Consider the following 13,512-nt stretch of genomic DNA (forward strand, 5'->3'; position numbering starts at 1 on the left):
GGCCACCGCTAAACGTGCGGTCTTCAACTGAGTTGCACTGTCTTGCGTAACCTTGAATTTAGCCGGCAAAACTAACGGGTAGCGGTAGCTAACGAGTTACCGGTAGCGCCTTGACGCGATGCGCCTGCGTGTTGCCATCGGATGTATGCACACGGCCCTTGCGTGCGTGCCGCCCAGCCTGCTTTTGCGTCGGCCCCTGCGCTACGCGCTGGCCATGACCGGCTTCAAAATTGCGTTTGGCGCCAGGTTTGGCATTCGGGCGACCCGCCATTACAGGCTTACCCCCTTTGGGCAACTCGCCTTTGGCTGCGATGTCCACAGACATGTTGGCTCCCGCCCCATTGACGGCGTGACCGTTCTTGCTGCTGGCGGCGTCCTTTACGTGCGCGTTTTTGCGCGGCACTGAGCCTGTGCCGTTACGCTGACGCAAAAACCGCGATTCTCCGTGTCGACGAAACAGGATATCCGACAACTCCTTGAGTGCACGGTGATACACATCGCGTTTGAATTCAATGACCACATCCAGCGGTACCCAGTAGGTATGCCAGCGCCAGGCGTCAAATTCCGGATGATGCGTCGCCCGCAGGCTGACGTCGGCGTCCTTGCCCACCAGGCGCAACAGGAACCAGATCTGTTTCTGTCCCTTATAATGCCCGCGTGAGTCCCGTCTGACAAAGTTATCAGGTACGTTGTAGCGTAACCAGTCTCGTGTTCGACCTAATATTCGTACATGCTCGGGTTTAAGACCCACTTCCTCCTGAAGCTCTCGATACATGGCCTGAACAGGCGTTTCGCCATATTTGATACCACCTTGCGGAAACTGCCAGGAATGTTCTCGAATTCTTTTACCCCAAAAGACCTCATTCTTCTGGTTTACGAGGATAATACCAACATTAGGACGGTAGCCTTCGCGATCAAGCATGCGGCCACTCCCATTTTTAAATACAATTGTCTTTGATTATACGTATCAATTGAACCGGTAGCCATGTTAGCCTCAAAATTTCATCTAAATACTTTAAAAGAAGCCCCTGCAGAAGCAGAAATCATCAGTCATCAGCTTATGACACGTGCCGGCATGATCCGCAAGCACGCCGGTGGTATCTACACTTATATGCCGTTGGCCCTCAAAACCCTGCGCAAGGTTGAGAACATCGTGCGCGAAGAAATGAACCGTGCGGGCGCGATCGAGCTGCTCATGCCGGTGGTTCAGCCCGCCGAGCTCTGGATGGAATCCGGCCGCTGGGTGCAATATGGCGCCGAACTGCTACGCATCAAGGACCGTCACCAGCGCGATTTCGTGCTTCAGCCCACCTCCGAGGAAGTGGTCACCGACATCGCCCGCAATGAAATTCACAGCTGGCGCCAGCTGCCCGTCAATTTCTATCACATTCAGACCAAATTCCGCGACGAACGCCGTCCTCGCTTCGGTCTGATGCGCGGGCGCGAATTCACCATGAAAGACGCCTATTCGTTTGACCGCGACCCAGTGTCAGCCCAGGCCAGCTACGACGCCATGTACGATGCCTACGTGAAAATCTTTTCACGCCTGGGCCTCACATTCCGCGCCGTGGCTGCCGACACCGGTTCCATTGGCGGAGATCGCAGTCATGAATTCCAGGTAATCGCCGACACCGGCGAAGACCTGATCGTCTACAACCCTGACTCCCAATACGCCGCGAATATCGAACTGGCCGACGCCCCCTGCCTGCTCCCTTCGCGTGCGGCCCCTGCCGAAGCGTTGCGGGAAGTGCCCACGCCGAACGCCAGCAAATGCGAAATCGTGGCCGAACAGTTGAATGTCAGCCTGGAAAAAACGGTCAAGGCCGTGGTATTTATGACTACGCCCAAGGAAGGCGCTGGCCAGTTGTGGTTGCTGATGGTCCGCGGCGATCATGAAGTCAATGAAGTCAAAATCGGCAAGCTGCCTGCATTCAAGGAAGGCTACCGCATGGCGACCGAAGAGGAAATCATGGAGTACTTCGGTTCCAAGCCCGGATTTCTCGGCCCCGTCAAGCCCATCGGGCAAGTCCATCTGCTGGCCGACCGCACCGTTGCGAATATGGCCGATTTCATCTGCGGCGCCAATCGCGAAGACTATCATTACGCCGGCGTCAACTGGGGACGCGATCTGCCCGAGCCCGAAGTGGCCGACCTGCGTAATGTGGTCGAAGGCGATCCAGCCGCCGACGGCCCCGGCAAATTGGCCATCCAGCGCGGCATCGAAGTTGGCCATGTATTTTTCCTGGGCGACAAGTACTCGGAAAAACTCAAGGCCACATTCCTGAACGAACAGGGCAAGCCCGAGCCGCTGCAAATGGGCTGCTACGGTATCGGCATCAGCCGCATCATGGCCGCCGCCATTGAACAGAACCACGACGCCAAGGGCATTATATGGCCCCTGGCCATGGCGCCGTTCGAAGTAGTTATCTGCCCGATTGGCTGGAACAAAAGCGAGGCCGTCCAGCAACAGGCTCAGCAACTCTACGATACCCTGCGCCAGGACGGAATAGACGTTATTCTGGATGATCGCGACGTGCGACCTGGCGTCATGTTTTCTGAATGGGAACTGATAGGTGTTCCAATTCGTATCACAATTGGCGATCGTGGGCTGAAAGATGGTATTGTGGAATTACAATCGCGCAGTTGGCCAGAGGGGCAGAAGGTTCCTGTTGCAGAAATGTTAACAAGCATCAAATCCCTTTATAACGAGCTGAAAAACACGTTATGATTTCGTGATTTTCTTGGATTTTTACACTTTCCGGTTGTGTTGCAAGGTCTGATTTGTTGGAAAATTCTTTTCATTTTCCCGTTCGCGTTTATTACGAAGATACCGACGCGGGTGGTGTGGTGTTTTATGCCAATTACCTTAAGTTCTTCGAACGCGCCCGCACCGAGTGGCTTCGCCATCTTGGGGTCAGCCAGACCGCGCTAGCAGGCAACGACAGGTTGATATTCATCGTTGTCAATACGCAGTTGCGCTATCGGTCGCCGGCGCGTCTGGATGACCTGCTGGCCATCGACAGCCGGATTACCAAAATGGGCGCCGCGTCCGTCCATTTTGAACAAGTAGCAGAACGCGATGGCATCCGACTGGTGGAAAGCCAGATTCAGGTATGCTGTGTAAATGCGGACACATTTCGTCCTGCTCCCATTCCAATGCCTATCCGACAACTATTTCCTTTCGTGCAGGACTAGATTTTATGCAACCTACCACCCCCGAAGAGATGTCGATTATCTCGCTGATCATCAACGCGAGCTTACCCGTACAGATCATCATGCTGATTCTGGTGATCATCTCGGTTCTATCATGGACCTATATCATCAGCAAGCGAATTGCGCTCAAACGCGCGCGCAATCAGACACGGGATTTTGAAGATTCGTTCTGGAAAGGCGGCGACCTGACCACCCTGCACCAATCCATCTCCCAGAACAGTGAGCAAGAAGGTCCGCTGGCCCGTATTTTTGAAGCCGGCATGGATGAATTCCTCAAGGCGCGCCGCAACGGCGTCAAGGAAGCCAATGCCCTGCTCGAGGGACCTAACCGGGCGATGCGCGCGACATATCAGCGCGAGCTCGATGCCATGGACTCCAATCTGAACTTTCTGGCCTCGGCCGGCTCGGTCAGCCCGTACATTGGTCTGCTGGGTACAGTCTGGGGGATCATGCATTCATTCATCGGTCTGGCCGGCACTGCCCAGGCGACGCTGGCAGCGGTTGCGCCCGGTATTGCCGAAGCCCTGATTGCCACGGCCATCGGCCTGTTTGCCGCAATTCCAGCGGTCCTCGCCTACAACCATTTTTCGAATGACATCGACAAAATGGCGAGCCGTTTCGACAGTTTTATTGACGAATTTCTGAATATTTTGCAACGCCAGGTTCGCTAATGGCCAGAATACAAAACCGCCGCAGTCGCGGTCGCCGCATGAAAAACGAGATGAACGTCGTGCCTTATATCGACGTGATGCTTGTGCTGCTGGTCATTTTCATGGTGACCGCTCCCATGATCACGCCCGGCCTCATCAACCTGCCCTCGGTCGGCCAGGCATCCGCCGTGCCGGCCACCCCGGTGGAAATTGAAATGTCCGAAAACGGCGAATTGAAAGTGCGTCAGCGCACCGCCGGCAAGAACTTTCAAACAATCGACAAAGCTAATATTGTGGAAGAAGTCAAGGCACTGGTTGAGCCCGACAGCCCGGTCGTGATTGCTGCCGACGGCAAAGTGCCTTACGAAGAAGTCATGAAGGTTATGGACACGCTGCGCAGCAGCGGACTGACGCGCCTGGGCCTGCTGGTCAACCAGAAATCCACAGACGGTACAAAGTAAGCCGTTCCGCCCACTCTCATTGTCATCACATCTCAATTTAATGAAGCACTTCGATAATCCTAACGAATTTTATGATGACGGAGATAATCGCAAAGGCCTGATCGGCGCGATTATCCTTCATGCTTTGTTAGTGATCGCGCTGATCGCCGGACTGTTCCAGTCTACAGAAGCACCAACCGGCCCAGTACAGCTAGAGTTGTGGACAGAGGGCGAAAACCAGGTACTGCAACCACCGGCACAGACACGCACGCCGGACCCTGCCGAAGAAGACACACAGAACGAAGAAGAGGAAGCGGCCTCGCCACCACCACCACCCTCACGGGCCGCCGCGGCAGCCGCTGCGGCTGCCGCGGCGCAACAGGCGCGCGCCCAGCAATCACAACCGACAGCCAGCGATCAGGAAGATCCGGATATCGCGCTGGAAAAGAAACGCAAGGAAGAGGCCCAGAAAAAGGCCAAAGAATTAACCGAGGCCAAAGCCCGCGCCCAGGAAGAAGCCCGGGAAGCGGCCAAAGCCCAGGCAGAGGCCAAACGTAAGGCCGAACTGCAAGCCAAGGCCGATGCTCAAGCCAAGGCTGCCGCCCAGGCAAAAGCCCGTGAGCAAGCAAAGGCGAAGGCCGATGCCAAAGCCCGCGCCGAAGCCCAGGCACGCGAAGAAGCTCAAGCCAAAGAAAAAGCACAAGAAGAAGCATCTGCCAAGGCAAAAGAAGCGGCAGAGGCAAAAGCCAAAGCTGCCGAAAAGGCCAAGGCCAAAGCGGCTGCCGAAGCCAAGGCAAAGGCTGCTGCAAAAGCGAAGGCCGATGCCCGCAAAGCAGCACAGGCCAAGGCAAAAGCCGAATCCAAGGGCGATGCCCTGCGCGCGGCCATGCGTGGCGACGTCAGCAGCACCGCCGGTATTCGCGACGGCCAGAGTGACCGCAATCAGGTCGGCGGCGGGGGCGGCAATTCCGGCTACGCGCGACGCGTGCAACAGTGCGTGGAGCCACGTCTGCGATTTTCCGGCAATCAGCGCCTGAAGGTGACCTATCGCGTCGACTTCAATAGCAGTTTTACGCCAACCGGCGCCAAGATCCTGGTGCGCTCAGGCAATCCGGCATTCGACCGCGCGGTGCAGGCAGCACTCATGGCCTGCAAACCGTTTCCCAAACCCCCTAGCGGAGATTCCTACGTGACCGGCCCATATCGCTACACCCCGAATTGATACCAATTGGCTCAGCGGGAGCCGGTCGAAAAAGCGTGAAACAACATTTGCCCGCTCTGCCTCGGCAGAGCGGGCTTTATTGATACACTGTCGTTATTACATTCTGTAAGGAGACCGCAGTCATGACTGCCTCAATCAAAAAGGGAACGGCTGCCATTCCCGCCCGTGCTGTGCAGCGTTATTTCGGCATCTTGATGACCTGGGCACTCTTTGTTGCCGTCGTGTTTTATTCCGTTGCCCAGGCCCAGGTAAACGTAGAGCTGCGCGGCTCAGGCTCTGCCAATAAATTCCCTATCGTCGTCGCCAATTTCGAAGGCCCCAATGGTGCGCAAATTGCCAATATCATTCGAGCCGACCTGACCCGCTCGGGCCAGTTCGAAGTCAAAAGCACCGGTGACCTGACACTGGGCGCCAACAGCACACCTGATTGGGCGGCCATTTCCCAGGCTGGCGGCACGACCGTTGCCTACGGCACAGTTAACGGCAACAGCGTCGATTATCGCCTGGCCGATGCTGCCCAACAGGCTCAACTGGACGCCAAGAACATTTCAGAAGCACAAATGCGCCGTCTTGCCCACAGGGTAGCCGATGCCATTTACGAAAAAACAACAGGTGTACGTGGTATTTTTGCAACGCGCGTCGCCTACACCACCGGCCGTCAGCTGGTTGTCGCTGACGCCGACGGAGAGGGTCGCAAGGTCGTAGCAAGTTCGTCTTCGTCACTCATTTCTCCGGCATGGTCTCCCGATGGCACGCGTCTGGCCTATGTGAGTTTTGAAGGAGGCAAACCGATTGTGTACGTGCAGAACCTGAGCACAGGCGGACGCACAGTAGCAGCCAACTTCAAGGGCAACAACAGCGCCCCTGCGTGGTCTCCGAACGGTAGTCAGCTTGCCGTGGCACTTAGCCAAGGGGGCATTTCACAGATATATCTGGTCAGCGCAGGCGGCGGTTCAAGCCAGCAACGCCTGACCAAGTCGGCAGAAATTGACACCGAACCGTTCTTTTTCCCTAATGGTAGTGGCATCGTTTTCACCAGTGACCGCGGAGGTAGCGCACAGATCTATCGCACCGGTTTAAGAGGTGGCGCAGCCAGCCGTCTGACCTTCAGTGGATCACAAAATGTTTCGCCAAAAATTTCACCAGATGGTTCAAAACTGGTATATTCTAGCTTACGAGGTGGGTCATATGTTATTGCTATAAGTAGTCTTGGCTCTGGATCTGATCAGGTACTGACTTCTGGCGGCAATGATCTCTCTCCAAGTTTCGCACCTAACGGAATGCAAGTGCTCTACGCAGCAGGTGGCGGTCTAGGTATCGTCAATGCTGACGGTTCGTTCCAGGCCTCAATACCCTCGTCTGGCAATGTGACTGGTGCGGCTTGGGGGCCGTTTACAAAATAAGTTTATTTTTGACTTTGATAAAGGAAATTACCATGGGTTCTCGCATTGCAAAAACACTTGCCATTGCTAGTTTGGCTGCCACACTGGCAGCGTGTAGCTCTACTCCTGTAGACGGCACTGCTGGAGCTGGAACAGGCACTTCCAACGCCGTTATGGATCCATTCAACCCTAACAGCCCACTGGCACAGCAACGCTCTGTTTATTTTGCTTACGACAGCTACGTTGTTGAGCAACAATACCAGCCCGTTGTTCAAATGCACGCACAATACCTGGCAGCTAACGCTAACCAGCGTGTTCGCATCGAAGGTAACACCGATGCACGCGGCAGCGCCGAATACAACTTGGCACTGGGTCAGCGTCGCTCTGTAGCGGTTGCCAACCAGTTGACACAACAAGGTGTAAGCCCTAACCAGATCGAAGCGGTCAGCTTCGGTAAAGAGCGTCCAAAAGCAGAAGGTTCTACAGAAGAAGCCTATGCTGAAAACCGTCGCGCAGACATTAACTATCAGCGTTAATCCTGCTTTGTAGGTTAAGCTCACTGCGCCGCAAACGGTTATGCCGTTGCGGCGTTGCTGTTTTAACGGAGTCTATATGAAATTGAAGAAATCACATTCCCTGCTCATTGCCTCATCTGCCCTTGTACTCAGTCTGAGTGCCAATCAAGCATATGCGTTTGAAGACGAAGATGCTCGGCGTGCCATTCTTGACCTGCGCTCCCAGTTAAGACAAACCCAGCAAAACAACGTCGATCTGAGCAATAAAATCAACAATCTGCAACAACAGATCACACAACTGCGCGGCAGCATTGAAACTGCCAATCATCAGTCTCGCATGGCCCAGCAATCCAACCAGCAAGCAGACAATCCAGATGTACCGCCGTCACCACAAGTGGGTGACCCGAACGAGCAGCAAAGCTATGACAGCGCCCTTGATTTGTTCCGCCAGGGCAATTACGCGGAAGCCAGCACAGCGCTGAACCGCTTCGCCCAGCAATATCCGAACAGCCCACTGACGCCAAGCGCGCGCTTCTACGAAGGCAGCAGCCGCTACGCCAACAAGGACTTCAACGGTTCCATACAGGGACTGCAAGCCATGGTGGCGGCCTATCCCCGTGACCAGAAAGCCGGGGATGCATTGCTCGTGATTGCCGGCAGTCAGGTAGAATTGAATAACATTGCAGGCGCGAAAGCCACTCTGCAGCGCGTAGTAAACGAATACCCAAATACCCCTGCTGCCGATACAGCCCGGAACCGCCTGGAGTTGTTCCGTTAAGCTGGGGCCCTGATTCCGTTTTTTACCGAAAGGCATCCGGAAGTCGCAGGATGCTTTTTTTATTTGATGACGATGCAAAACGAATACCCGCAACATACGCTCACACTGGCCAATACCGCCATTGCCTACCAGGACGTTGGGCACGCCCCCACCTGTCTGTTGCTGGTCCATGGCTCGCTATGTGATTTTCGTTTCTGGCGCTGGCAACTGCCTGATCTGTCTGTTGCCCTGCGTGTCATTGCACCCAGCCTGCCGGGTTATCCGCCGGCATCTCCCATGCTTTCGGACGCTGGCGCACATTTTTCCATCGACCAGCATACGACGGATCTGTTTGCTCTAATGGACCATTTGGGCATTAATCACTTTGCCGTCCTGGGCCACTCCCGCGGCGCACGCGTTGCAGTTGAAATGGCTTGCCGACGCCCTGACCGCGTGACACACCTGCTGCTGGCTGATCCCGGGTTGGGTTCCGTACTGCCCGAAGATAGCATGCCCGCGCTGCCCTACCGCGACCTGGCGCTTGCTGCACATGAACGGGGTGACACGGATGCGGCGCTGGAAATCTTTATCGATGGCGTCAGCGGCGCCGGCACCTGGAAACGCATGGTGTCCTGGTTTAAGGCGATGACCCGGGAACAGGCCACCACCCTGCCGCTGATCATCCGCGAGCCGCTATACGAGCTGAACCCATCACGGATCAACGAATACGGCATTCCTGTGACACTGATAGGCGGCTCCGACAGCCCGGCCCCCTTCCCCGCCATTCTGGACGCGTTACAACAACAGTTCCGCCACGTGACGCGCCATACGTTGACGCCGGCATCGCACGGCCTGAACCTGGCCCTGCCTCATGCCTTCAACCAGATCATTCTTCAGGAACTCATTCCAGCAACGCCTGCCCCATAATCGCATGCAATCTCCTGCGCCCAAAATACGCCGCTCCCTCCAGCGAAAAACCAGACAGGCTTTGCGCCTGTCCAAAAAATCTTTACAGCTGATTCTGATGCTTTGCGGAGCAGCGCTCGTCGCGCTGATTTCCATTGGCTTTGCAATGATGGCTGATTACGCACTGGAGCAGAATCGCGAATGGACGCGCGCCTACCCCTATCTGATCTGGCTGGTCATGCCGCTGGCCTTCGTCTTTTTGCGCTGGTGTGTCATGCGCTTCGCCCCTTACTCGGCCGGCAGCGGCATTCCACAAGTCATCGCCAGCCTGTCGCTGCACCGCGACTCGCCAGGCAAACTGCGTCTGGTTTCGCTGGCGCAAGCGATCTGGAAAGTACCTCTCACCTTCCTGGGCTTGTTGGCAGGTGCATCCATTGGCCGCGAAGGTCCTTCCGTACAGATCGGCGCAGCAGCGATGCTGGCCTGGGGGCAATGCTGCCAGAAAATCGGCCTGCCTCTTAAGGGATTCAATACACGAGAGTGGATCGCCGCCGGCGCCGCCGGTGGACTGGCCGCCGCATTCAACGCACCGCTTTCCGGTGTCATTTTTGCCATCGAAGAGATCGGCAAAGGGCTGGACCTGCGCTGGCAACGGCTGATATTGCTGGGGGTACTGGCAGCGGGTTTTATCGTCGTTGCACTGACCGGCGACAACCCCTATTTTGGCACCTTTCATTCGTCGCCGCTGCACGAAAAAATGTTCCTCTGGGCATTGCTGTGCGCCGCTGTTTGCGGTGTCGCCGGCGGCATTTTTGCACGCCTGCTAAGCAAGGGGCTGGCCGGATGCGTGCCGTCAGCCTTGCGTCACCACGTACACAATCATCCGTTATGGGTGGCCGCGCTGATGGGCCTGGTCGTGGCGTTTCTGGGCTATCTGACTGCAGGCAGCGTGTTCGGCACCAGCTACGATGTAGCTAAAAATGCCCTGATGATGTTGCCGCAGGATTCAGAGCATTTCAGCATTGCCAAACTGCTGGCCACCGTGGCCTCATACTGGGCCGGCATTCCCGGCGGCATTTTTACACCGGCCCTGACGACCGGCGCTGGCATCGGCGTGGAGCTGGCCCATTCTGTCAACATGCAGGAGGCTCAAAGCGTATTTGTCCTGATTTGCATGGCGGCCTTTCTTGCTGCGTCTACGCAGTCGCCCGTCACCGCCTCGGTTATCGTAATGGAGATGTCGGGCAGCCAAGCCATGCTTTTCTGGATGCTGCTTGCCAGCCTGGTTGCCACCGTCATATCAAAGCAGATCTGTCCGCAGGCGTTTTATCATTATTCTGCCGGGCGCTTCCGGCAATTGGCGCTCAGCGAAGACGCGCGGCAACCCGCCGCGCCTGCCAGAACAGGTTACTGATCGCTGAAACTGCGTGCAGACGGCGACTTCAGCGTACACTGAACCGGTATTTTCTTGCCGGTACCCAGCTCGAAATTGACCGTGATCTGTTGTCCTGCCTTCAGGTCTGCCCTGGGCTTTTCCAGCATCGCATGATAGGAGCCAGGTTTGAAAGACAAGGATTGGCCTGGCTCGATGGTGACGTCCGGCACCATCGTCATGGCTGACATGCCGTTTTTCTCGGTCGTCTCGTGCAGCATGCTCATACCGAAAGCATCGGTTTGAATACCTTTGAGCACAACCGGTTCAGACTTGCCCTGGTTGTGCAATACAAAGAACCCGCCGGACGGTGCAACCTTGGGCAGCAGGCGGATCCAGCAATCTTCAACACGCAAATGATCAGAACCCTTTTCGGTGCTCGGTGCGCGCCCTGAGTTAACGTGCATCGCGTGGTTGCCATGGTGACTGCCATGGCTACCATGGCTACCACCTTCGTGATCGGCCAGGGCGGGTGTGCCAAACAAAGATGCGGTGGTTGCGCCCAGTACGACGCCAGCCAGAACTAATTTTTTCATCATTCTTCCAAACAATCAAATAAACGACCATATTACGACAGACAGAAACGCCGTGACTCGGGTCCGGCCACGCTAATTGCAACCTGCATGATTTAAATCAAATCGTCTGAATCAAGCCATATTGCCTGTCGCAATCACTTCTGCCGCTCGTCACCGATGATATCACTGTAGCGCGCAACATCCTGCTCATGCGCCTCATCGATGTCACGTTCCTGCAACGCCTGCGCATACCATTGCTGCATACCCGGCAAGGCCAGCATGTGCGCTACATAATCGACGGCAGCACCCTGCATTGGCAAATCATAGGTCTGGATTCGGAACATGACCGGCGCATACATGGCATCGACGGCAGTAAACGCCGCCCCGGCCAGAAACGGTCCGCCAAAGCGAGCCAAGCCTTGGTTAAACAGCGTATTGATTCGCTCAATGTCTGCCTGTAACTGGGCCGTCACGGTTTTCGGCCTGGCGCGCACCGCGCAGTTCATGGTGCAGCGTTCGCGTAAATGGGCAAATCCGGAATGCATTTCGCAGGAGGCAGCGCGCGCCCAGGCTCGCGCCGCACGATCGCCGGGCCAGACACCGGCATGTTCCTCGGCCAGGTACTCGGCAATAGCCAGGCTATCCCAGACAACCGTTTGGCCGTCCTGCAGCACCGGCACTTTTGCGCTGGGAGAAAACGCCAGAAATTTTTCTCGCTGCGCCTGAATATCGGCCTGGAACGGATGCATCTCTTCACGAAAGGCAATATCAAGCTGGCGCAGCAGAATCCACGGCCGCAGGGACCATGAAGAATAGTTTTTGTTGGCAATATGAAGGGTATACATGAAAATCAGACTCCCAGACTGAACAATGCGGGTGCACAGCCCACTGCGCCCCGCGCGATACGCACGGCGCCGGCACATCTATCTCGCTGGCGCCGTATACAAGCGGCTTGCACGCGCCCAATCAGAGCGTAATGGTCGCGCCCAGCGCCTTGATGAACTGGGCCATCCACGCCGGATGCGCAGGCCATGCGGGCGCGGTAATCAAATGCCCGTCTGTCACGGCGCTGTCTACGGCGATATCCTGATAGTGCCCGCCGGCCAGCGTCACTTCTGCGGCACATGCCGGATATGCAGAACACTTTTTACCTTTGATCACATCGGCGGCAGCCAGGATCTGGGCGCCGTGACAAACGGCTGCTATCGGTTTTTGCGCAGCATCGAACTCGCGTACGATTTCCAGCACGCGCGGCGTGTTACGCAGATATTCCGGGGCCCTGCCGCCAGGGATTACCAGGCCGACATAATCGCTGGTATCCACCTGGGAAAAATCATGGTTGATGGCAAAATTATGGCCTCGCTTTTCCGAGTATGTCTGGTCCCCTTCGAAATCGTGGATGGCCGTAGCTATTGTATCGCCGGCCTTTTTATCGGGGCAGACAGCATGCACTTCGTAGCCGACGCCCAACAGAAACTGAAACGGCACCATGGTTTCGTAGTCTTCGGCATAATCACCCACTAGCATCAGAATCTTCCTGGACATTGCAATACTCCTGGTTGTGTGAACGAGCATTCATCATAGCGTGTTCGATGTAAAAAATTATGATAATTTCATGAACAAACGGTATAAATTTCTATTCCATATTACTATTAGCTGACTCTTTTCATTGGCTTGCCAGCACTGCGCGGCGGCCTCATTTGCTTAGCACACTATTTATGAATTTTTCCTCGCTGTTTGGCTGGCTCCACGACAATCAGGCCCTGATGGCCATGCTGCACGATCACTGGAGCTGGGGCATCTGCCTGGTTGCCCTCATTCTGTTTCTGGAAACCGGTTTGGTCGTCATGCCGTTTCTGCCCGGTGATTCCCTGCTCTTTGCGGTCGGCGCCTTCATGGGCATCAGTGGCATCCCCCCATTCTGGTATATGGTCATGCTGTTTGCCGCCGCCGTGCTCGGCGACTATGTCAACTACACCATCGGTCGTTCACCCCTGGGACAAACCTTGATCCGCAAGGGCTGGGTCAAGCAAAGTCATATTGATAAAACCCATGCCTATTTTGAAAAATATGGCGGATCTACCATTACCCTGGCACGCTTTATCCCTATCGTGCGCACCATTGCGCCCTTTCTGGCCGGGCTCTCGGGCATGGACCGACGCCATTTTGCGTTCTATAACGTGCTAGGCGGGTTCCTGTGGATATTCCTGCTGGTGCTGGCTGGTTATTTCCTGGGCCGCATTACCTGGGTACAACAAAACCTGTCACTGTTTACCCTTGGCATCGTGATTATTTCCGTGCTGCCCATGGCCTGGCACATCTTCAAGCTGTGGAAGGAAAGCCGTCAGGACAAACAGGCCGGCAAATAGCCATGGAGCGCCGACGCCGCAGTTGCGTGGCGGCAGGCACCGTGCTGCAACCCGGATGATCACCGGTTGCGGGCCGGTGCCTTTTCTTTCATTACATTCCGTAATAAGATT

Annotated in this window: 14 protein-coding genes and 1 pseudogene; 11 read left to right on the plus strand and 4 right to left on the minus strand. The window is 55.8% G+C overall.

Annotated features, from left to right (window positions below):
- Window positions 1-418: 418 nt before the first annotated feature.
- Window positions 419-922 (minus strand): annotated as a pseudogene (locus INT32_RS15840) (RNA pyrophosphohydrolase); the annotation flags it as partial.
- Window positions 923-985: 63 nt separating this feature from the next.
- On the opposite strand from INT32_RS15840, the gene INT32_RS15845 reads away from it, so the two are divergent.
- The 10 genes from INT32_RS15845 to INT32_RS15890 all read left to right on the plus strand — a co-directional run bounded on the left by INT32_RS15845 (window position 986) and on the right by INT32_RS15890 (window position 10,499).
- Window positions 986-2,728 (plus strand): proline--tRNA ligase, encoded by a 1,743-nt coding sequence (locus INT32_RS15845; protein WP_193089689.1) that lies wholly within the window; start codon window positions 986-988, stop codon window positions 2,726-2,728.
- A gap of 56 nt (window positions 2,729-2,784) precedes the next feature.
- Window positions 2,785-3,195 carry a tol-pal system-associated acyl-CoA thioesterase gene (gene ybgC / locus INT32_RS15850; protein ID WP_193089690.1) on the plus strand — a complete coding sequence of 137 codons (411 nt, stop codon included), beginning with the start codon at window positions 2,785-2,787 and terminating at the stop codon, window positions 3,193-3,195.
- 5 nt (window positions 3,196-3,200) lie between these two features.
- On the plus strand, window positions 3,201-3,884 hold the full coding sequence (gene tolQ / locus INT32_RS15855; protein WP_193089691.1) for a protein TolQ: 684 nt from the start codon (window positions 3,201-3,203) through the stop codon (window positions 3,882-3,884).
- A complete protein-coding gene (locus INT32_RS15860) occupies window positions 3,884-4,324 on the plus strand; it encodes an ExbD/TolR family protein (protein ID WP_193089692.1) in 441 nt (146 codons plus the stop codon). Before tolQ ends, INT32_RS15860 begins: the two co-directional genes overlap by 1 nt.
- Before the next feature lie 40 nt (window positions 4,325-4,364).
- The gene (gene tolA, locus INT32_RS15865; protein ID WP_193089693.1) at window positions 4,365-5,525 is read left to right on the plus strand and encodes a cell envelope integrity protein TolA; all 1,161 of its coding nucleotides are present in this window, start codon (window positions 4,365-4,367) and stop codon (window positions 5,523-5,525) included.
- Window positions 5,526-5,647: 122 nt separating this feature from the next.
- Complete coding sequence (gene tolB / locus INT32_RS15870) at window positions 5,648-6,928, plus strand: Tol-Pal system beta propeller repeat protein TolB (RefSeq protein ID WP_226817141.1); 1,281 nt, start codon at window positions 5,648-5,650, stop codon at window positions 6,926-6,928.
- 32 nt (window positions 6,929-6,960) lie between these two features.
- Window positions 6,961-7,443: a peptidoglycan-associated lipoprotein Pal gene (gene pal, locus INT32_RS15875; protein ID WP_014751723.1), complete on the plus strand. Its 483-nt coding sequence runs from the start codon at window positions 6,961-6,963 to the stop codon at window positions 7,441-7,443.
- Between the two features lie 76 nt (window positions 7,444-7,519).
- Window positions 7,520-8,200: a tol-pal system protein YbgF gene (gene ybgF / locus INT32_RS15880; protein WP_193089694.1), complete on the plus strand. Its 681-nt coding sequence runs from the start codon at window positions 7,520-7,522 to the stop codon at window positions 8,198-8,200.
- 66 nt (window positions 8,201-8,266) lie between these two features.
- Window positions 8,267-9,106, plus strand: a complete 840-nt coding sequence (locus INT32_RS15885; protein ID WP_193089695.1) for an alpha/beta fold hydrolase — start codon at window positions 8,267-8,269, stop codon at window positions 9,104-9,106.
- A gap of 4 nt (window positions 9,107-9,110) precedes the next feature.
- On the plus strand, window positions 9,111-10,499 hold the full coding sequence (locus INT32_RS15890) for a chloride channel protein (RefSeq protein WP_193089775.1): 1,389 nt from the start codon (window positions 9,111-9,113) through the stop codon (window positions 10,497-10,499).
- On the opposite strand, the gene INT32_RS15895 is transcribed toward INT32_RS15890, so the two are convergent.
- The 3 genes from INT32_RS15895 to INT32_RS15905 all read right to left on the minus strand — a co-directional run bounded on the left by INT32_RS15895 (window position 10,493) and on the right by INT32_RS15905 (window position 12,577).
- Entirely contained in the window at window positions 10,493-11,053 is a 561-nt protein-coding gene (locus INT32_RS15895; RefSeq protein ID WP_193089696.1) for a copper chaperone PCu(A)C, read from the minus strand. The two genes, INT32_RS15890 and INT32_RS15895, sit on opposite strands and share 7 nt — an antisense overlap.
- 134 nt (window positions 11,054-11,187) lie before the next feature.
- Window positions 11,188-11,877 carry a glutathione S-transferase family protein gene (locus INT32_RS15900; protein WP_193089697.1) on the minus strand — a complete coding sequence of 230 codons (690 nt, stop codon included), beginning with the start codon at window positions 11,875-11,877 and terminating at the stop codon, window positions 11,188-11,190.
- Window positions 11,878-11,998: 121 nt separating this feature from the next.
- On the minus strand, window positions 11,999-12,577 hold the full coding sequence (locus INT32_RS15905) for a DJ-1/PfpI family protein (protein WP_193089698.1): 579 nt from the start codon (window positions 12,575-12,577) through the stop codon (window positions 11,999-12,001).
- A 173-nt stretch (window positions 12,578-12,750) separates the two neighbouring features.
- Here INT32_RS15905 and INT32_RS15910 point away from each other — a divergent pair, with 173 nt between their 5' ends.
- Window positions 12,751-13,401: a VTT domain-containing protein gene (locus tag INT32_RS15910; protein WP_193089699.1), complete on the plus strand. Its 651-nt coding sequence runs from the start codon at window positions 12,751-12,753 to the stop codon at window positions 13,399-13,401.
- Window positions 13,402-13,512 lie beyond the last annotated feature (111 nt).

Origin of the sequence: Advenella sp. FME57 (genome assembly GCF_014897675.1) — a bacterium.
In the GTDB taxonomy this organism is placed as follows: Bacteria; Pseudomonadota; Gammaproteobacteria; order Burkholderiales; family Burkholderiaceae_B; genus Advenella.

What these genes read in the sequence shown, in the direction of transcription:
- INT32_RS15885 (WP_193089695.1), top strand. Translation starts at nt 8,267, where the DNA reads ATGACGATGCAAAACGAATACCCGCAACATACGCTCACACTGGCCAAT.
- tolA (WP_193089693.1), top strand. Translation starts at nt 4,365, where the DNA reads ATGAAGCACTTCGATAATCCTAACGAATTTTATGATGACGGAGATAAT.
- tolB (WP_226817141.1), top strand. Translation starts at nt 5,648, where the DNA reads ATGACTGCCTCAATCAAAAAGGGAACGGCTGCCATTCCCGCCCGTGCT.
- INT32_RS15890 (WP_193089775.1), top strand. Translation starts at nt 9,111, where the DNA reads ATGCAATCTCCTGCGCCCAAAATACGCCGCTCCCTCCAGCGAAAAACC.
- INT32_RS15905 (WP_193089698.1), bottom strand. Translation starts at nt 12,577, where the DNA reads ATGTCCAGGAAGATTCTGATGCTAGTGGGTGATTATGCCGAAGACTAC.
- INT32_RS15910 (WP_193089699.1), top strand. Translation starts at nt 12,751, where the DNA reads ATGAATTTTTCCTCGCTGTTTGGCTGGCTCCACGACAATCAGGCCCTG.
- INT32_RS15860 (WP_193089692.1), top strand. Translation starts at nt 3,884, where the DNA reads ATGGCCAGAATACAAAACCGCCGCAGTCGCGGTCGCCGCATGAAAAAC.
- pal (WP_014751723.1), top strand. Translation starts at nt 6,961, where the DNA reads ATGGGTTCTCGCATTGCAAAAACACTTGCCATTGCTAGTTTGGCTGCC.
- INT32_RS15900 (WP_193089697.1), bottom strand. Translation starts at nt 11,877, where the DNA reads ATGTATACCCTTCATATTGCCAACAAAAACTATTCTTCATGGTCCCTG.
- tolQ (WP_193089691.1), top strand. Translation starts at nt 3,201, where the DNA reads ATGCAACCTACCACCCCCGAAGAGATGTCGATTATCTCGCTGATCATC.
- INT32_RS15895 (WP_193089696.1), bottom strand. Translation starts at nt 11,053, where the DNA reads ATGAAAAAATTAGTTCTGGCTGGCGTCGTACTGGGCGCAACCACCGCA.
- INT32_RS15845 (WP_193089689.1), top strand. Translation starts at nt 986, where the DNA reads ATGTTAGCCTCAAAATTTCATCTAAATACTTTAAAAGAAGCCCCTGCA.
- ybgF (WP_193089694.1), top strand. Translation starts at nt 7,520, where the DNA reads ATGAAATTGAAGAAATCACATTCCCTGCTCATTGCCTCATCTGCCCTT.